The sequence below is a fragment of the Streptomyces sp. NPDC058663 genome (genome assembly GCF_042716745.1).
Classification (GTDB): Bacteria; Actinomycetota; Actinomycetes; order Streptomycetales; family Streptomycetaceae; genus Streptomyces.
Map to the genome: position 1 here is coordinate 36,803 of NZ_JBHXRV010000020.1, position 17,257 is coordinate 54,059.

Consider the following 17,257-nt stretch of genomic DNA (forward strand, 5'->3'; position numbering starts at 1 on the left):
AGCCGAACATGTCTGAGCAGCGGGACCGCTGGGCGGAACTGACCGCCGGACAAGCCGGAGAGGACTATGCCCGGCGCTTCGCACGGCTCGCCGAAGCGGGTCACGACGTCCACGGTGAGGCCGCCTTCTGCGCCACCTTGCTGAAGCCCGGCGCGCGCGTGCTCGACGCCGGCTGCGGCACCGGCCGGATCGCGATCCGGCTCGCCGAGCTGGGCCATCACTGCACCGGTGTCGACATCGACTCCTCCATGCTCGACGTCGCCCGACGCGAAGCCCCTGCGCTGGAGTGGTACCTCGGCGACCTGGCCCGCCTCGACGCCCTCGGTCTTGAGCCGGAGTTCGACCTGGTACTCGCCGCCGGAAACGTCATCCCGCTGCTGGCCCCCGGCACCGAACCGTCCGTCGTACGACAGCTGGCTTCCGCCCTGCGTCCCGGCGGTCTGCTGGTCACGGGCATGGGACTGGACGCGGCACACCTCCCCCTGCCGGAGCCGCCGCTGACTCTGGCGGAGTTCGACCACTGGTGCACCCGGGCCGGACTCGTGCTCCAACAGCGCTACGCCACCTGGAACGCCGAGCCCTATGGAGACGGCTGCGGCTATGCCGTCAGCGTGCACTCCTGGGCCGCCGCGTAGGGGCCCGCTGGACACCTTCGACACAACCTGCGCCGTCACGCAGCCAGTTGCGCGGGTGAGCTCCTGCGCGAAGACTCAACGAGGCCCCGGTGTGCGGCCTGGGCGCAGCCCCGATCCGGAATCGCCGAGCGCGAGCGCCGGCCGCCATGTCCCGTTCCCCGCCGAGCAGTGGGGGCATGGTACTCCGGGGTCCCGCGTCCGAAAGAACCTCCCTGCGGAAGTGCGGCACTTGCACGGATGTTTGTATATAGCAATGATTGTTGACGCACAGCAGACCCACGAGCGACGGACGTACCTGGACCACATCCTGGAGCACTGGCACGAGGACGAGGACGCGGAGGCACTCGTCCAGGGCGCCCAGCGCCTGACCAGGGCGGAGGCGCGTCAGCGGCTGTTCCGTCTGGCGCACGCGCTGCGCGGGCAGGGGCTCGCGCCGGGCGACGGGGTGGGGCTCTTCCTGGCCAACCGCGTGGACTCCGTCCTGGTACAGCTCGCGGTCCATCTCATCGGCTGCCGCGTGGTGTTCCTGCCGCCCGAGCCGGGGCCCGGCGAACTCGCCGCGCTGGTCGAGCAGTCCAGGGCGCGCGCGGTGGTCACCGACCCGCTCTTCGCGCAGCGGGCCGCCGCCGCGGCCGGCCGCAGCGCCCACGCGCCCGTACTGCTCAGCCTCGGGCCCTGCGAGGAGCGGTGCACGGACCTCCTGGCACTGGCGGCCGGGTGCCCTGCGGTACGCCCCGAGGGCGTGCCCGCGGCGGGAGCGGACGAGCCGGTCACCGTCCTCTACACCGGTGGCACGCTGGGCCGTCCCAAACTCGCCGCGCACAGCCACCGGCTCTACGACGCACTGGTGGACCTGACGAAGAGCACTCCTGGGGACTCCGGCCCGGGAGCCTTCCTGACCACGCAGCCCGGCCCGGCGGCGGCCCCCGGCCCGGCTGCAGCCCTCGATCCGACCGCTGCCCTAGACCCGGCTGTCGCCCTGGACCCGGCGGCGGACCCGGACCGGCACCGCGTCCTCGCCGCCACGCTCCTGACCCACGGAAGCGGGCACCTCACCGCGATCCAGGCCCTGGTGACAGGGTCCGTCCTCGTCGTGCTGCCCGAATTCGAGCCCGGGGCGGCGCTGGAGGTGCTCCGCGAGGAGCGGATCACCGCCGTGATGTTCGTACCGCCGATGCTCTACGCCCTCCTCGACCACCCGCAGTGCGCGCCGGGAGCCCTCCCCGCGCTCCGGCGTGTCATCGTCGGAGGGGCCGCCTCCTCGCCCGCCCGGCTCCAGCAGGCGGTCGACGTCCTCGGCCCGGTGCTCAGCCAGGGCTACGGACAGTCGGAGGCGCTGGGCATCACCGCGTTCGCCGCGGAGGACCTCGCCTCGGAGGGAGCCCGGCGGCCCGAACTCTGGCGCAGCTGCGGCCGGACCATATCGGACACCGAGATCGAGATCCGTGGCGAGGACAGCGCGACGCCGCTGCCCGCCAGGCAGGTCGGCGAGGTCTGCGTACGCGGAAAGACAGTGATGCTCGGCTACTACGAGGACCCCGAGCGCACCGCCGAGGCACTGCACGACGACTGGCTGCGCACCGGTGACATGGGCTACCTCGACGTCGAGGGGTACCTCTACCTCGTCGACCGGGCCAAGGACATCATCGTCACCGGCAGCACCAGCGACAACGTCTACTCCCGCGTGCTGGAGGACTTCCTGCTCACGCTGCCCGGGGTGCGCGACGCGGCGGCACTGGGCGTACCCGACGAGAAGTACGGGGAGGCCGTACAGGTCTTCCTGGCCACGGCCGACGGTGCCGACGTCGACCCGGGGGCGGTCGGTGAAGCGGTGAGGGCCGAGCTGGGGGAGCTGTACACACCCCGCAGGACGGTCCTGCTGGACCGTCTTCCGACGACCAAGGTCGGCAAGGTGGACAAGAAGGCGCTGCGCGCCGCATGGACCGAAGCGGTCCTGGACACGCCGTAGTACGGCGGGGCGCGGCCCCGGGCACGCGCCAGGACGCCCCGGGCCCGGCGGCCAGTTCGGGCCCGGGGCTCCTCCGGGACGCGGCCGGGCGCAGGTGCCCGTACGGTCGTGAGCGCGGCGTTCCCGACAGGACGAAGCACCGGTGGCCCGGCGTTCCGTCGCACGTACGCGGGGCCACCACTTCACTTCTCCGGGGCGGCAGGCCCGGCGGCCCAACGACATCTGCGGTCCCTGGGGCGCCGGCGCAGCCACCGCACCCCGCCCAATTGCTTCCGGCACGCCCAGAACAGGCGCCGGACGGATCGGGGGCCGCTTGCAAGGTCACGCTTTGACCCCCCGTGCGGCGGAGGTGGGTCATCATGCGGTATGACGTGCCGGGCCGGGCGGTGCGCGAGATTCGGGTCATGACGACGACGGACCCCGCCCCGACCGAACCCCGCGTGCCGCCACCGGCCCGGCCGCCGGTCCCGCCGCCCCCGCGCTGGGCGGTCCGCGCCGCCCATGTCGCGGCCTGGTCGACCGTCCCCTCCGGGGTGTGGCGCATCGCGCTCGTGCTCGGGGTGCCGGTCGGGGTGATGGAGCGCGAGGAGTTCCTCGCCGCATTCCCCAACAACTCCCCGCTGTTCGGCCTGGCTTACGTACTGCTGATCGGTGCGGTCGCCGAGACCGCCTCGTACCTTACGCTCGGCCTGGTACGGCCCTGGAGGGAGATGGTGCCGCGGTGGATTCCGCTCCTCGGCGGGCGCCCGGTCAACCGCAGGCTCGCGGTCCTCGCTGCTTCGCTGGGAGCCCTCACGGTCACCGTCCTGTGGTGGGTCCTCTTCTTCGGGGGGCTGCTGACCGCCCCCACCCCGGACCCCGTCATCTCAGCCGGTGAAGCCCTCTTTGTCGCCGCCTACGCCCCCCTCCTGCTGTGGGGCCCGCTCCTGGCTGCGGTGACCTGGTCATACCACCAACGGCACCAGGTTTGCATGAGGTCGTGATCAAACTCGGGTTCCGTCAGCGTGCGGGAACGGAGCCTGGCAGGACGCTGGGCGTGACACGCAGGCAACTTACCGACGAGCAGCGGGAGTTCATCTGTCCGTACCTGCCGATAGGTGAGTACGGTCCGTACCCCCAGCGGCTGCGGTACCTGTATGGATGGTGACCATGGCTGCCTGGTGCCGTGTCCGGGGCCGAGGCACGTGACAGTCGAGACGTCGGCGAGCGCCTGGGCTCCGCGGCGACTCCGGGAGGAACGTCCTGTCACAGCGTCAGGTCGACGACGACCTTGACGTCGTCGGGCTGGGATTCCAGTGCCTGGGCGGCACGGTCCAGGGGGACCCGCCTGGTGATGAGCCGGTCGAGCCAGTCGCCGTCGGCCTGTGCCAGGGCCGCGGCGGCCTGCCGGAAGTGGCGGAGGTTGGCGTTGACGGAGCCCACGACGGCGTCGTTCTGCAGGACGATGTCCCGGTTGATGGCGCCGGCGTCCACGGTGACGCTGCGCCCGGCGGGTGAGACGCCGGTCAGGCACACCACTCCGTAGGACGCGGTGCCGGACATCGCCGCGAAGACCAGGTCGCTGACGCCGGTGGCTTCGATGACGATGTCGGGGCAGAGCTTGGCGATCACCTGGCGGGCGTCGTCGGTGTGGTAGGTGGCGCCGATGTCGCGGGCGAGGGAGGGCTTGGGGCCGTCCTTCACCTGGTCCAGGAGGTGTACGTCAAGGCCTCGCTGGGTTCCCAGCAGAGCGGCCAGCAATCCGATGGGCCCCGCCCCTGTGACCAGGACGCGCTGCGGCTCGAACCAGGAGCGGCCACCGACACGGTCCACCTGCTCCCATGCCTTGGCCACGACCGAGGTCGGTTCCATGAGCACGCCCGCCCGTTCCAGGCGGGGTTCCAGGCGCACCGCGTAATCGGGTTCCACACACCAGAACTGGGCGCCGAATCCGTCGAGTTCCTTGATTCCGCGTTCGGTGGAGCGTCCGTTGCGGCACATGTCGAACTCTCCCCTGGCACACGCTCCGCAGGGGACGGGGTCGGGCCTGCGCACCACGCCGGCCACCAGGTCGCCGGCGGAGAACGAGCTGCCCGGTGGGGCCTGCTCGACCCTGCCCAGGGACTCGTGCCCCAGGACCAGCCAGTCCCTGCCGGCCGGCGCCCATCCGTACTGGCCGCCGGTGAGCTCGTGGTCCGTTCCGCACACGCCCATCACCAGTCCGCGCACGAGGAGCTCGGTCCCCGTCGGGGCAGGCACCGGCAGATCGCGCACCCGGAGAGAGTTCTGCCGGCCGGGTTCTACCGTCAGTGCACGCATCAGCGGCAGCCCTTCCGGGAGACAGCGCCGGCCGTCGGTTGACGCAGCCGGCATCGACTCACGCGTACCACCACCGAGGACGGCACAAACGGGGTCCTGGCGTACGTTTACCGCTCCCCCGCGCTCCCCCGGGCTGCCGGGCCAGGGCGGCACGCGTCCGGTGCGTGAGCGGGCCGGGGTCGGGGGCGCGGTTCGACCGAGGAAGTCCTCCCCGTCCCGGGGCGTCCGCCCGACGGGCCCTTCGCACGCCACCGCTGTCACCCGTTTGACCGCGGGCACCTACAAAATTCCTGATCAGGCCGCAGAGTGAACCCTATGTGGCTTCGTCGAACAGCCGCGTGCGCCATCACCGTGCCGCTGGCTTTCCTGTTGTTCCGCGACACCCCGGTACGGCTCTCCGCTACGGAACCCGCGCCGCTGTTCGGAGCTCAGCGGCCCGCGATCGTCAGCCGCGCGAAGTGGCATGCCGACGAGGGCATGGCGAAGAAAGTCGCGACGTCCACGGGGACCGTGCAAGCCGTCTTCATCCATCACACCGGGCACACCAATGGATACTCCTGCGCCGACACCCCCGAAATGCTCCGGGCGATGGAGGAGTCACACATCCGCGACCAGGGCTGGGACGACATCGGCTACAACTTCGTCGTCGACCACTGCGGAACCATCTACGAGGGCAGAGCAGGCAGCATCGGCCGCTCCGTGCTCGGGGCCCACACCACCGGTTTCAACGCCCACAGCGTGGGGATCGCGGCCCTCGGTACTTTCCACCCCGGCGTGCCGGGGTCCGACGCACTGATCAAGGGGATCGCAAAGGTGGGTGCGTGGAAACTCGACCGGGCCGTGGACCCCCGGGGCGTGGTACGGATGGTGTCGACCAACGACGACAGCCTGTACCGGCGTGGCAGGGCCGTCTATCTCCACACCGTCGCGGGCCACCGCGACACCTATCAGACGCACTGCCCCGGCGACGCGCTCTACGCTCAACTTCCGGCCATCCGGGCGGAGATGGCAAAGCTGCGGGCCTCGAAGCAGTAGTCCGCGGATGGTGGAACGTGTCTGTGTATGTCCGGGACGGGTCGTGGAGGTCACCCCAGCTGTTGCAGTGCGCAGGCCACGGGGGTAACGCCGTCCTCGTGTGCCAGCTGGTCGGCGATATGCCGGGCGCGGGTGCGGTAAGCGGGATCGGTGGTGGCCCGGTGCAGTGCGGCGCCCAGAGTTGCGGCGGTCAGACGGCGCAGCGGGACCGTGGCGGGGGCGGTGCCGAGTGCGACCAGACGGGAGGCCCAGAAGAAGGCGTCGAACTGGACGGGCACAGGCACGCAGGGCACTCCCGCGCGCAGGGCGGAGCCGGTGGTGCCGGCACCGGCGTGGTGGACGACCGCGGCGGTGCGGGGGAACAGGACGGAGTGCGGGACGTCCCCCACCGTGATCATGTCCTCTCCGGTGGCGCCGAGCCCTGCCCAGCCGCGCTGGATGACTCCCCGCAGGCCGGCGGCACGGAGGGCGGCGACGATGTGCGCGCTGGTCCTGCGCGGGTCGGGCGTGGTGGCGCTTCCCAGACCTACGTAGACGGGTGGCGAGCCTTCCTGGAGGAAGTCCTCCAGTTCCGGGGGCAGTTGGCGGGTGGTGTCGTGGGTCCACCAGTAGCCGCAGACGTTCAGGCCGGGGCGCCAGTCGCGGGGGCGGGGCACCACCCGTTCGCTGAAGCCGTGCCACACCGGCCACCGCTGCCGCTCACGGGCCCTGCGGGCGGCTGCCAGGCGGGTGGCCGGCAGGCCGAAGTCGGGGGCGAGAGTGTGCGCGGCCCGGGCGAAGACCGTGTCGATGGCCGCGGTGACGGCGTTGCCGCCCCACCGGTTGCCCACCGGCCCCAGAGAGCGGCCGGCCAACATGGGCGGCGGGAACTCCCGTGTCCCGTGCAGGGGTTGCAGGAACAGCCCCATGCTGGGGCGGGAGAGCCCTTCCGCGATGACGTATCCCAGCGGCGCCACCGCCCCACCTGCCAGGACGACGTCCGCGTCGCGTGCCGCGTCCACCAGCAGCGGCGTCATCTCCCTGGCCACGTCCCTGGCCGGCGCCGCCGCCTTCAGCAGTTTCCCGGCCCCGGTCCGGCTCTCGTGCAGCCCTTGCCCCTCCCACGACTGCAACACCGCCCGGGGATCTCCGGGCAGTGCGGCGAAGCGCACCCCGGATCCCGCCACGAGCGGCGCGAACGGACCGTGGGTCGCCAGCGTCACCTGGTACCCGGCACGGACCAGCCCGGCCCCCAGCCCGGTGAACGGTGCGACATCCCCCCGCGAACCAGCCGTCATGATCACCACTCTCACACCCGCCAGCATGCCCCGGAACATCCCGGTTCAATGGCCCGCAGCACGACAGTCGGAGGTATGTCCTGCACCCCCCCGGCGGCATCGGGTCGTCGGCTGACTCGTCGCCGGTGGCACCACCGTTGGGTCCGAGGGCCTGTTCAACGGTCCGGACGTGCTCCTGGAGCGGATCGGCCCTCTCTCATGCGCAGGATCAGGGTGACCGCGTCCTGTGAGCAGGTGCCGGGAGTCAGGACTTCCTGCAGGAGGAGGCCGCGAATCGCGGCAATGGTGACGGTGGCCACCTCCCTCGCTTCCTTCGTGTCGAGCCCTTCGCGTTCCGCGAGTGAGGACAGCATCACGGTCAGGTCGTCGAGCGACTCCACGAACTCGCGGAAGCCCTCGGGGCCGTACGCCGCCAGGCCGACGACATAGAAGAAGCCGCGGGCACGCGACAGCTGTTCCGGCCGGGTGTAGGTACGCCAGATCGCCACGACGAAATCGTCGAAGGTGCTCTGCCGGGCGGCCTCCAGGAGTGCCTTGTTGTCACGGGAGCGCTGCGCCTTGAGCATGGCGGCCAGGACGCCCGAGAGCGACCCGAAGTGGTAGCGCAACAGGGCATGGCTGGTCTCGATCCGGGCGGCGACCTCACGGAGCGACATCTCCGGCGGGGGGAGGGCCTCGCCGAAGGCATCGAGAAGCCGTGCCAGGAGCCGCTCGCGCGCGCTGCCCTTGCGTTCCGAGGTTGACAGGATCACTCCCACAGTTTATCCATTGGAAAAGAAGGATGGGCGGTTCCGTGTTGCTTCGCACATGGTCGCAGTCAGCTCACAACGGCGGAGGATCGGCCATGGGACCTGGTCAGGCAATCGGCGCGCAAGCGCTCGTGGCGGCGATCCGGATCTGCGCCGAGACTCTGGGCCCGTCCCGCCACGTGGGTGTCATCGCTCCCGGCACGCAGGCAGATCTCGTGCGGGGGAACGGCAGCCCGGTCGAAGACCCAGAACTGTTCTCCGCCCCCAACCGCGCCGTCCTCGCCATCCGGGCCGGCCACACCGTAAAGGACCTCAGATGAGCACCATGTGGCAGGGCTGCCTCGCCCACACCGATTACTTCGAGATGCGCTCCACCGGTGGGCACGACTACGGCGTATGGGTCACCACACCACCGCGCTACGACCCCGCCACAGCGCCGGCACCCGTCGTGTACGTGCTCGACGGCAACTGGGCCGTGGGCATGACCGCCCCCCTCATCGTCACGCAACTGGATCCCATGCAGTCGATTCAGCCCTACATCCAAGTCAGCGTGGGTTACGCGGGCGAGGAAGCAGAGTACTGGGAGCGGTTGCGCAACCGCGACCTCGTGCCCCCCGGCGAACCCATCGCGAAGGAGTACGTCGATGCGGTGGAGATGGGGGTCGAAGCGGGCACGATGACTCGCGAGCAGGCCGATGCCTACCTCGCCGAGTTGAGCGACAGCCGCGGGGACATGTTCCTGGACTTCCTGACCGACGACCTCCACCCGCGGATCGAACGCGACTACGGCACGGCCCCGAGCGGCCACGGCCTCTTCGGCTATTCCTACGGCGGCCTCTTCAGCCTCTACGCCTGGCTCACCAGGAGCACCTTCTTCGAGAGCATCGGCGCGGGCAGCCCCGGCATCGTCAATGCGGACAGTCAGGTCTTCGCCCGTCTTGAAGCACTGGGTGACGCCCTGCCTGCCACCAGGCTGCACGTGACGTTCAATGACCGGGAGATCCTCGGAGAGATCGCGGTCTACCAGAATCTCGCGAAGAACGCGGCCACGTTCCTTCACCGCCTCACCTCACGCAGCGCCTCCGTCACCAGCGCACTCATGCACGATACGCACGTGACGGGGCTGCAGGCGTCCTTCCTCAGCTACCTCAGGACATGCCGAGCCCAGTAGGAGTCGGGGAGTGCTCTGCCACGGGCGTCAGTGCCCGGCGGGGCCTGCGACCGGGGCCCTGAAGCCGCGGCGGGCAGGGCACCGGGGGGTCGGGGTGGCCCCATCTGCGAGGGACGGGTATGTCCCGCAGAGGGGCCCAACCCGGGTGATCAGTCCCGGTCGACGTGTTCCCGTACGACCGTCCCGTCGGCCGCGTCGATCTCGTACGTCGTCTTGTCCCAGTTGCCCGGCGTCACGACGTCGACCTTCCAGACCGGCTTGCCGCCGGCCTTGTCGTCGTCGTCGAGTTCGACCGCGGTCACCGTCCCCTGCTTGCGGCCGTTCGCGGTGGTGGCGGCCTTCTCCCAGGTCACCTTGGCCCCGGCCAGTCGGGAGGCGAGCTTCCGCCGGTCCTCGGCGTCCTGGTCGGAATCGGCCCGGGGCTGTGCCGCCGCGCCGCCGACGGCGTTGACCGTCACCTTCTTGACCGCGCCGTCGGCCGCTGCGACCTCGGTCTCCCACTCGGGCCCGCCGTCGCGGGTGCGCTTCAGTTCGGCCGAGACCAGGGTGCTGCCGGAGACCTGGGCCTCGGCGGCGGTGCCGGCCTTCCGATGGTCCACCTTCGCCGCGGGCACCAGCCGCTGGCGTTCCGCCTGGTCCTCGGTGAGACCGGCCGCCGATGGCGAAGCGGAAGCCTGAGCGTCGCTCGTCACGGGGGCCGGCTGCGCCTTCGGCTCGTCGTCCCCGCAACCGGTCAGCAGGAGCGCAGCGGCGGCGCCGAGACCGCACAGCGCGAGGCCGGTGCGCGCCCTGGGCAGAATCTGACCATTTGTCGCGTTTTGCTTGCTCTTCATGGCGAATGAGGCTATACCGCCACCACCGGCTCGTGCCGTCAATCCGTCAGCTCCGGCGCGAACAGTCGCGCAGGCGGGCGATCCGGCGCTCGCGGGGCGGAAGATCCGCACCGAGGGGCGCCCTCGTCCTCCCGTTCCCGTCTGCGTCCCATGCCCGGCCCGCACCTCAGCTGGACGGAACCCGCCGCCGGACCGAACCCGCCGTCGCGTGCGCCCGCCGCTGCGCCGCCCGCGTGGTGCGCAGGCGGGCCGCCTCCGCGCGACGCGCAGTCAACTCGGCGCGCTGCCCCGCCCGTTGCGCGGCGCGACGGCCGGACGTCCCGGCCCGCTGGGCGGCGCGGCGGCCCGATGCCGCGGACCTGCGGGCCCGCCAAGCCACAGAAGGCTTGCCGTGCGTGTCGGTCGCCGTGATCAGCAGTGCGCCCACCAACGAGACGTTCTTGAGGAAGTCGGCCCGTTGCTGGGCCTTCGCCTCCGGGTCCTTCTCCTCCCAGAACCGGTGACCGGCCCATGTGGTCGGCACCAGCGATCCGGCCAGCGCGAGCGCGGCGAGCCGCGGGAAGCGGCCCAGGGCGAGCAGCGCGCCCGCGCCCACCTGCACCGCGCCGTTGATGCGTACGAGCTGCTCCGGATCCGTGGGCAGCTTCGGAATGCGGCGGGCAAGGGACGTCGCCACAGGCTCGGCGTCCGACGACACCTTTTCCGGGTGCCGGAGGGTGCCGATGCCGCCACTGATGAACGTCGAGGCCAGCAAGGGCCTTGCGATCCTCCTGATGAGTGCCATGCGGCACGGGTGCCCACCCCGGGAGCCGATATGCGGGGCGGGTGTGCGGGACCTCGTCACCCGGTCCGCGCAGAGCGCATTCGCTGGTCGTGCCCGTACCAGTCGTGCCCGCCGGCCGGGCGGTAGCCCCGGGTGGTCGGCCCACGGACACATGTCCGCCTTCTGCCAGGTTTCAGCCCCCGATGATGAGCCGACTGATATCGAAAGGCAGCTTCCGCTTTCGCTGGCCCGGCGCCTCGTACACCTGGGCAAATTCCCGAGCGCTGGGCGGGGGCGGCTCGTATGATCGTGGGCGGGATGGGGCTCGTAGCGCAGTGGCTGTCGCGCCAACACCGCATGTGGGAGGACGCCGGTTCGAATCCGGCCGGCCCCATCCCGCCCTGGCTGCGGACCTGGGCGGGACCGCGGCACCAGGGGCGAGCGAGCGAGCATGCACGGCCCGCACGGCGCCGGGCCGGGTCGTACGGGCCGTCCTCCGCCGTGTCGGACCGTGACGGGCCGACTTCGCCGGCAGAACGATCCAGGATCGATGCCACTGGACACACCGCCACGGTCTTGCACGATGGTCGTGACGGTCAGTTTCAGCCGGTGGCCGGGGTGTCCTCGTCGAGGGTGCGTGTGAGGTGCGCGAGGGTCGCGGTGGCCGCGTCGCGTACACCGTCGTCGGGGGTGGTATCGGCGAGGTGGGACAGCAGCACGGCGGCAGCCTGGAGGACTGCGGCCTGTACCGGCACCGTGCGGATCCCGGCGAGGACGGCGGACACCTGTGCGTCGACGGGCGGGGCGGCGGCCGGCCCGCCCGGGATGAGGGAGTGGACGCCACGGCCAAGAGCGGGCCGCTCGCGAGAAGGTGCAGTCACACGGGAAAGTGTCCCGCACCTACGGGCCCCACCCGGGCCGGGCACCCATCCTGGTGCCCCGTACCACCGGGGTTGAACGGAAGCTGCGGCCGGGTTCCCGGTGCCCGTTGGGCTCAAACATGGGGAGGCGTACGACCCTTGGCACCGAAGGCTGCCCGCCCAAGGTCCCCCGGGTCCGTTGTCAGTGCCGCCTGGCAGGATCTTCCGTATGACCAGCAACACCGGAACTCCCCTGCCCCTCCCGGCCAATCACCGGATCTCCGAGACGTACGCCGACTGGGCGCGGGCTCAGGGGCCCGGTGTCGAGAGCGATGCCCGCGACACGCTGGAGCGGGCAGACAGCGGGCGGCACCGGGCCCGGGAGAAGCCCGGCCGGTTCGTGGACGACGCGGAGCGTCTGGCCCGGGGCCTGCCGGCTGCCCACCTGCCCTGGTTCTGGGACACCATCGGTCATTGGATGCTGGAGACGCACCGGCGCTCCGCCGCCCGCGCCTACGGGCAGGCGCGCGCCGCCGAACGCACCCACGCACTGCCGGTCGATCCCGGCTGGCGGCGGGCGAACCAGCTGCTGTTCGCCCGGTTCGGCGCCCTGCCCGCCAGTGAACTCAGCAATACGGCGGCCTGGTTGGCCGGTGTCCTCGAACCGGTCGACGCGCACCACGAGTTCGTCCGCCTGCTGAGCGTCTGGGCGGCGTCGCCCGGCGAGCTTCCCGCCGATCTGGCCCGCCGGGTACGGGACTCGGCCCGTGCGGCCGGTCTCGGCAGTGAGGAGGAGGCCAGGGTGCTGGGAGGGGTACTGGCCGCGGCCCGCGGCAAGGCCGTGCCCGACCGGCTGCTCGACGCGGCCGTCGGCCCGCTCTCCGCTCACCCGCCCGCCGACGAGCAGGCCGCCGCGCTGCTCGACCTGTTTCCCGAGTCGAAGAACGACGCGGCGGCCTGGCTGCGACTGCTCATCGCGTGCGGTGCCGCCGAAGCCGCCGCGGCCGGGCGGATCTCCCCCGAGGGCGGCCTCGGCGACTGGCTGCGCCGGTACGCCGCCGGATACTCCCACCGCCCGGCCGGCGGCGGAGGGGTGACCGGCCAGCCCATGCCCGCGGAACTCTTCGAGCTGGTGAGCCGGTTCGCCCCGCGGCTGCGCGCGGGCGGCACCCCGGTCCGGCTGCACGAGGACCGCTACCAGTGGCCGCATCTGGACGCCGACCTCCTCGATCTCTGCCTCGCCGAGGGCATACCCGTCCACGACCCCGGTGCCGCGGTCAGCCTGGAGTTCTGGGGTGAGCGCTCCCAGCGCGACCTGAAGGCGCTCGCCGCCGACCCGGTGTTCGGCCCCCGGCTGGAAGGCACCGTGCACGCCGGGCTCCGCACCCATGGGGGCGGTGCGACAAGCGGCACTGCCATCAGCCGGCTGCCGCACAATCCGGGCATCACCGCTGAGGTGCACTCCCGCGTCGAGAAGCTGCTCGACGCCCTGCGCGGCGGCGGCCTCGCCGCCGCCGACGAGGCCCTCGACGCCCTGCACGGTCTCCTCGACCGGCCCACCGCCATCGCCCTGGACGGCATCGAGGAGGCCCTCGACGCACTCGACCTCACCGGCCCACTGGCCCGCGCCCTGCGGTCCGGGCTCCCCGAGGAGCTGGGCTGGCCCGCCCTGGACCAGGCCCTCGCCACGTTCCGGCCCGACGAAACGGTGCACGTCACCTGCACCTGGCCGGTGCTCACCGTGTACGGGGAGACCCGGGCCTGTGCCGTCGACCATGCCGGGCTGCGCGCGGAGCACACCCTGGAGCTGCCCGAGAGCTCGCTCGGCCACACCGTGCACTGGGTCGGCGGTCAGTTCCTCGTCGCCTGGAACGAGAAGCACGACGAAAACCCCGCCACCACCGCCTACTGGTCCGACCGCCCCGCCGAGAAGTTCGCACCGGAGGAGACGTACGGGCTGCGCCCCTACGGCGGCAGCATCCAGGGCGGCCTCGGCTACCAGTTCGAAACCCCGGACGGTGGCGGCCGGTTCGACGGCGAGCGCATCCTGCGGGCCGGTGGCCGTGAGGGCATCGGTGCGCGCGACTACCAGATGAGCGACGGCCACGCCTTCTGGAGCACCACGGTGTTCAGCGAGCGCCGCGACGGCTGGACCCGCGTCGATCCGGCCACCGGTGTTCCCACCGCCGACCGTGCCCTGCCCGCCTTCCACGACCCCGACCGGTCGCCGCCGGGCACGAAGCCCTTCGCCGACCACCGGATCCTCGCCGTGATGCCGCCCGGCGCCCCGCCCTCCCCGCTCGGCCAGGACGGCACCCTCACCGGCTGCCGGGTCGACTACCGCACGCCGTACGCGGGCCCCTCGCCCCGCGAGTTCGTGCTGGAGTCCGTCGACGGCCGTACCGCCTCCTACCGCAGCAACACCTGGGGCCGGCGCCCATGGGGAATCCTTGCTCTGCCGTTCGGCGGTGAGGACGGCGTCCTGGCCGGCGGGACCACCGTCCGCTGCCACGCCGCCGCCGACAACTCACTGCTCTGGCAGGTCCAGGGCTTCCCCGGCAGCCGCCAGAGGACCCGCAGCCGCGCCACTCTGGGCGAACTGGCCGGGCCGGTGCCGCCCCCCGCCTTCTGGCACTTCCTCACCCCGCGCGACGAGCCCTCGTCCCGTGCCCTGCGGACCGTCACGGACACCGCGGTGCGCGAACTGCTGCACCAGGGCCGGGGGAGCGCCCTGCCCGGAGTGAGCGACCCGCGGGTCCAGGAGGGCGTCGACCGCGCCGTGCGGCTCGCCGCCGACGTACTGCGACGGCGCAGGGAGCTGTCCCACCGGGTCGCCGTCATGCGCTCCGGGCCGGTCGTCTACCTGCCCGACCCGGTGCCGGACAACCGGCTCCTCCCGGCCCTCCACAGCCTGCTGCCGCAGCTGCTCGGACACCAGGAACGGCAGCCGCAGCCCCAGCCCGCCCTCCTCACCTCGGTCGCCGCCGACGGCCGGTACCTGCGCGGCGAGATCGACGACGAGGTGCGGGTGCTCGCGCTGCCCGCGCCGCCCGCCGAGTGGGCGGTACTGACCGGCCGGATCGACGCAGTGGCCTGGCGGGCCGTCGTCGCGGCCACCCCCGACGAGCAGCGGCAGGCGCTCGCGGCCCTGCTCGGCGTGTGGAGCGGGCAGCCGTTCGCGGAGGCAGGCAGCTCATGGCGGACCGGCCGGGCCCCGGCGCAGCGGATCGCCGCACTGCGCGCGGACGGTTTCGCCGTGGCCTCCGGGCCGGACCGCGGTGGCCTCGCGCCTTTCCTCCAGCGAGCGGCCGATCCGGTGCCTGCCGACGCCGAGGAGTGCGCCACGCACACCGTCGCCGCCGACGACACCGCCCGGCTCCCCCGCCTGCTGGCCCTGCTCGCCGGACACGGCCCGCTGCCGGTGCCCGAGGAGGCCGTGGACCTGTTCCGCTGGCGCACCGGGGTGCCCCGCCCGGTCGCCGCTCTGGTCCTCGACGGCTTCGCGGGCAGTGACGACTACGGTGCGCACCGCAAGCTGGTCCGTGCCAAGCCGTACAAGGCGGACCAGAGCACCCTCTTCGCGTACGACGAGTTCCGGCGGCGGCTCGGTCCGGCCGGCCGGCGCACCGTGCTCGCCGCCGCTCTGCCCGGCGACCCGGCGGAACTCTGGGCTCCCGGCGGGGTGACCGCGGCCGCCGACCGCATGGCCGCGGCCTGGAACCAGTTGCTCGGCAGCAGCCCGTACGCCGATGACGGCAGCCATGCCGCTGCCCTCGCCGCGGACCACGGACTCCCGGTGAGCTGGGCCACGGCCCTGCTCACCGGCCGCCTTCACGAGCCTCTGGAGGCCGACGGCATGCGGGCCGCCGCCACCTCCGTCGCCTGGGCTCTCGCCGAGCGCCCGGTCGCGGACCCGGTGGTGCAGGGTGCCCGCGACCTGCTCGGCCGGCTCACGGACCTGCCCGCCGAGCTGCGCGCGGCCCTGCACAGGGTGGCGGAGCGGTCCGCCGCGACCCCCGTACCGCCGGGTCAGTACGAGGCCAACCCGCTGTTCGCCGTCCCGGATCTGGTGGACGAGGCGGCGGCGGCCCTCGGCGTCAGCCGTGACGCGGCCGCACTCCATCTCCAGCTGCACGCTTTCGACCGTCCGGCCGACCGCACCGTCCGCCGCTGGAACTCCTGGACCATCGATCATCACCGCGCCGTTCGCAAGGAGTTGACCGCCGCGAAGGCTCCGCGCCCCGCACCCGCCACCGCGGCAAAAGCCCCCGCCGCGCTTCCGGCGCCCGCGCACGAGCGGTTCGCCCTCGCCTGGGTGGAGGGTGCGGCACGGCCCAGGAGGAAGGCATGACGCTGGTGTGGGCGCCTGCCCGTACCCCAGGTATGGACAATCCCCGCTCTCCAGGGTCTAGTTCCAAATAACCGACGGGGGCACCAGGTCAAGTGCAGGGGGGCTTCATGCTTCTGAAGAGGTTGGCCGTCGTGGGCGTAGCCGTCGGACTCGCGGTAAGCCTGAACACCGCCCCGGCGAGCGCCATACCGAGAAGAACCTATTTCGAAAGCGCGATGACGGACAAACGGTGCCTGGACTTCAGGGCCGACTACGGTCCGTACGCCTTCGGGTGCAACAAGACTGCCTACCAGTGGTGGTACTGGGACGACGACTACGAAGTCACCGCACTACGGCAGAAGGCAACCGGTCTGTGCCTCACGCTGCGCAACGGTGTACTGACGATGAAACCCTGCTCCGCGGCCGATGAGGCCGCCATGTGGTTCGCCACCTCCGACTCGACCGCCGGTACGAAGTTCATGAACGCCGTGAGCCGCAAGTGTCTCGCGCGACTGCCGTGGGACGGGGAGAAACACCCTGTTTCCACTTCGGCATGCACCGGGGGCCCTTCACAGCGCTGGCACTGGTGGGAAGGCTGAGGGGATACGACGCGGTGGGCGTTCCGGGACGCCCCCCCTGAGGTGAGCGTCCGTCAGACGGGCAGAGCGGCCGGGCATGGTGGCACGGGCCAGCCCCGGCCGCACAGGCCGCGCCGCCACTGCCGGGGTGCGGCGGGGTCAGGCCGCACCCCGGTGGTGGGACGGCGTCGTCAGCACTCGCCGCGCCAGACCACCTTGGTGAACGTGACGCCTTCGGCGAAGTTCAGCTTGTACGTGCCGGGGCCCGGATTGTAGTGGAGGCACTCCTCATACGTGCCTCCGTTGTACGTCCAGGTCAGCTGGATGTGATCCGCCCCGGGGTAGGGGATGCCGTTGTTGAAGGCGGAACGGCCGGTGACGCTGCCGGTCCAGTTGTCGGTCACCTTGAGCGCGAGCTGGCCGCTCTGTCCCTCGCCCGTGTAGATGCAGAAGTTCTCCTTCTCGCAGCCGGACGGGTTCGGCTCGGCGGAGGCGGCCGGGGCCAGGACCAGGGAGGTCGCGAAGACTGCCGTGACGCAGGCGGTCAGGGTGACCGGGGTACGGACGCCGGCGAGGTGACGCAGGAACATTCAGCTACTCCAGGTGCGCAGGGGGCACGTGGGCCCCGCGGGGTGGGTGGAGGGGTGCGTGGACAGGGGCGCGCGCGGCCCAGGTGGGTGGTGGGGTGTGGTCCGGGAGAGGCGTATGAAAAGCCGCCGGTGGAGCGCGACTTGAGGAATTACGCCTTCCGATTGTGAC

The 17,257-nt window shown here is 71.9% G+C and carries 15 protein-coding genes and 1 tRNA gene; 9 read left to right on the forward strand and 7 right to left on the reverse strand.

What is annotated here, in order from left to right:
* Positions 1-8 precede the first annotated feature (8 nt).
* The 3 genes from ACFWVV_RS16635 (at position 9) to ACFWVV_RS16645 (ending at position 3,587) form a co-directional block, all read left to right on the forward strand.
* On the forward strand, positions 9-635 hold the full coding sequence (locus ACFWVV_RS16635) for a class I SAM-dependent methyltransferase (protein ID WP_384350285.1): 627 nt from the start codon (positions 9-11) through the stop codon (positions 633-635).
* A 253-nt stretch (positions 636-888) separates the two neighbouring features.
* Positions 889-2,604: a class I adenylate-forming enzyme family protein gene (locus ACFWVV_RS16640; protein WP_384350288.1), complete on the forward strand. Its 1,716-nt coding sequence runs from the start codon at positions 889-891 to the stop codon at positions 2,602-2,604.
* Positions 2,605-3,008: 404 nt separating this feature from the next.
* A complete protein-coding gene (locus ACFWVV_RS16645; protein WP_384350291.1) occupies positions 3,009-3,587 on the forward strand; it encodes a hypothetical protein in 579 nt (192 codons plus the stop codon).
* Between the two features lie 262 nt (positions 3,588-3,849).
* On the opposite strand, the gene ACFWVV_RS16650 is transcribed toward ACFWVV_RS16645, so the two are convergent.
* Positions 3,850-4,902 (reverse strand): glucose 1-dehydrogenase, encoded by a 1,053-nt coding sequence (locus tag ACFWVV_RS16650; protein WP_384350294.1) that lies wholly within the window; start codon positions 4,900-4,902, stop codon positions 3,850-3,852.
* A 315-nt stretch (positions 4,903-5,217) separates the two neighbouring features.
* Here ACFWVV_RS16650 and ACFWVV_RS16655 point away from each other — a divergent pair, with 315 nt between their 5' ends.
* On the forward strand, positions 5,218-5,937 hold the full coding sequence (locus tag ACFWVV_RS16655; protein ID WP_384350297.1) for an N-acetylmuramoyl-L-alanine amidase: 720 nt from the start codon (positions 5,218-5,220) through the stop codon (positions 5,935-5,937).
* A gap of 50 nt (positions 5,938-5,987) precedes the next feature.
* Here the strand turns inward: ACFWVV_RS16655 and ACFWVV_RS16660 are convergent, their stop codons facing one another.
* The gene (locus ACFWVV_RS16660) at positions 5,988-7,214 is read right to left on the reverse strand and encodes a glycosyltransferase (RefSeq protein ID WP_384350300.1); all 1,227 of its coding nucleotides are present in this window, start codon (positions 7,212-7,214) and stop codon (positions 5,988-5,990) included.
* 155 nt (positions 7,215-7,369) lie between these two features.
* Entirely contained in the window at positions 7,370-7,972 is a 603-nt protein-coding gene (locus ACFWVV_RS16665) for a TetR/AcrR family transcriptional regulator (RefSeq protein ID WP_384350303.1), read from the reverse strand.
* Positions 7,973-8,058: 86 nt separating this feature from the next.
* On the opposite strand from ACFWVV_RS16665, the gene ACFWVV_RS16670 reads away from it, so the two are divergent.
* The gene (locus tag ACFWVV_RS16670) at positions 8,059-8,283 is read left to right on the forward strand and encodes a hypothetical protein (RefSeq protein ID WP_384350306.1); all 225 of its coding nucleotides are present in this window, start codon (positions 8,059-8,061) and stop codon (positions 8,281-8,283) included.
* A complete protein-coding gene (locus ACFWVV_RS16675; RefSeq protein ID WP_384350309.1) occupies positions 8,280-9,134 on the forward strand; it encodes an alpha/beta hydrolase in 855 nt (284 codons plus the stop codon). Before ACFWVV_RS16670 ends, ACFWVV_RS16675 begins: the two co-directional genes overlap by 4 nt.
* Positions 9,135-9,283: 149 nt before the next feature.
* Here ACFWVV_RS16675 and ACFWVV_RS16680 read toward each other — a convergent pair whose 3' ends face one another.
* Positions 9,284-9,967 carry a PepSY domain-containing protein gene (locus tag ACFWVV_RS16680; protein WP_384350312.1) on the reverse strand — a complete coding sequence of 228 codons (684 nt, stop codon included), beginning with the start codon at positions 9,965-9,967 and terminating at the stop codon, positions 9,284-9,286.
* A gap of 166 nt (positions 9,968-10,133) precedes the next feature.
* The gene (locus tag ACFWVV_RS16685; RefSeq protein WP_384350315.1) at positions 10,134-10,751 is read right to left on the reverse strand and encodes a DoxX family protein; all 618 of its coding nucleotides are present in this window, start codon (positions 10,749-10,751) and stop codon (positions 10,134-10,136) included.
* A gap of 299 nt (positions 10,752-11,050) precedes the next feature.
* Between ACFWVV_RS16685 and ACFWVV_RS16690 the strand changes: the two genes are divergently transcribed.
* A tRNA-Ala gene (locus ACFWVV_RS16690) sits at positions 11,051-11,124 on the forward strand.
* 208 nt (positions 11,125-11,332) lie between these two features.
* Here ACFWVV_RS16690 and ACFWVV_RS16695 read toward each other — a convergent pair.
* A complete protein-coding gene (locus ACFWVV_RS16695) occupies positions 11,333-11,611 on the reverse strand; it encodes a hypothetical protein (protein WP_384350317.1) in 279 nt (92 codons plus the stop codon).
* Positions 11,612-11,819: 208 nt separating this feature from the next.
* Here ACFWVV_RS16695 and ACFWVV_RS16700 point away from each other — a divergent pair, with 208 nt between their 5' ends.
* Positions 11,820-15,941 (forward strand): hypothetical protein, encoded by a 4,122-nt coding sequence (locus ACFWVV_RS16700; protein ID WP_384350320.1) that lies wholly within the window; start codon positions 11,820-11,822, stop codon positions 15,939-15,941.
* A 107-nt stretch (positions 15,942-16,048) separates the two neighbouring features.
* Positions 16,049-16,519 (forward strand): ricin-type beta-trefoil lectin domain protein, encoded by a 471-nt coding sequence (locus ACFWVV_RS16705; protein ID WP_384350323.1) that lies wholly within the window; start codon positions 16,049-16,051, stop codon positions 16,517-16,519.
* A gap of 170 nt (positions 16,520-16,689) precedes the next feature.
* Here the strand turns inward: ACFWVV_RS16705 and ACFWVV_RS16710 are convergent, their stop codons facing one another.
* Positions 16,690-17,088 carry a hypothetical protein gene (locus ACFWVV_RS16710; protein WP_384350326.1) on the reverse strand — a complete coding sequence of 133 codons (399 nt, stop codon included), beginning with the start codon at positions 17,086-17,088 and terminating at the stop codon, positions 16,690-16,692.
* Between the last annotated feature and the right edge of the window lie 169 nt (positions 17,089-17,257).

Excerpts from the sequence above, each read along its gene's own strand:
- ACFWVV_RS16635 (WP_384350285.1), top strand. The coding sequence starts at position 9 with ATGTCTGAGCAGCGGGACCGCTGGGCGGAACTGACCGCCGGACAAGCC.
- ACFWVV_RS16640 (WP_384350288.1), top strand. The coding sequence starts at position 889 with ATGATTGTTGACGCACAGCAGACCCACGAGCGACGGACGTACCTGGAC.
- ACFWVV_RS16645 (WP_384350291.1), top strand. The coding sequence starts at position 3,009 with ATGACGACGACGGACCCCGCCCCGACCGAACCCCGCGTGCCGCCACCG.
- ACFWVV_RS16650 (WP_384350294.1), bottom strand. The coding sequence starts at position 4,902 with ATGCGTGCACTGACGGTAGAACCCGGCCGGCAGAACTCTCTCCGGGTG.
- ACFWVV_RS16655 (WP_384350297.1), top strand. The coding sequence starts at position 5,218 with ATGTGGCTTCGTCGAACAGCCGCGTGCGCCATCACCGTGCCGCTGGCT.
- ACFWVV_RS16660 (WP_384350300.1), bottom strand. The coding sequence starts at position 7,214 with ATGACGGCTGGTTCGCGGGGGGATGTCGCACCGTTCACCGGGCTGGGG.
- ACFWVV_RS16670 (WP_384350306.1), top strand. The coding sequence starts at position 8,059 with ATGGGACCTGGTCAGGCAATCGGCGCGCAAGCGCTCGTGGCGGCGATC.
- ACFWVV_RS16675 (WP_384350309.1), top strand. The coding sequence starts at position 8,280 with ATGAGCACCATGTGGCAGGGCTGCCTCGCCCACACCGATTACTTCGAG.
- ACFWVV_RS16680 (WP_384350312.1), bottom strand. The coding sequence starts at position 9,967 with ATGAAGAGCAAGCAAAACGCGACAAATGGTCAGATTCTGCCCAGGGCG.
- ACFWVV_RS16685 (WP_384350315.1), bottom strand. The coding sequence starts at position 10,751 with ATGGCACTCATCAGGAGGATCGCAAGGCCCTTGCTGGCCTCGACGTTC.
- ACFWVV_RS16700 (WP_384350320.1), top strand. The coding sequence starts at position 11,820 with ATGACCAGCAACACCGGAACTCCCCTGCCCCTCCCGGCCAATCACCGG.
- ACFWVV_RS16705 (WP_384350323.1), top strand. The coding sequence starts at position 16,049 with ATGCTTCTGAAGAGGTTGGCCGTCGTGGGCGTAGCCGTCGGACTCGCG.
- ACFWVV_RS16710 (WP_384350326.1), bottom strand. The coding sequence starts at position 17,088 with ATGTTCCTGCGTCACCTCGCCGGCGTCCGTACCCCGGTCACCCTGACC.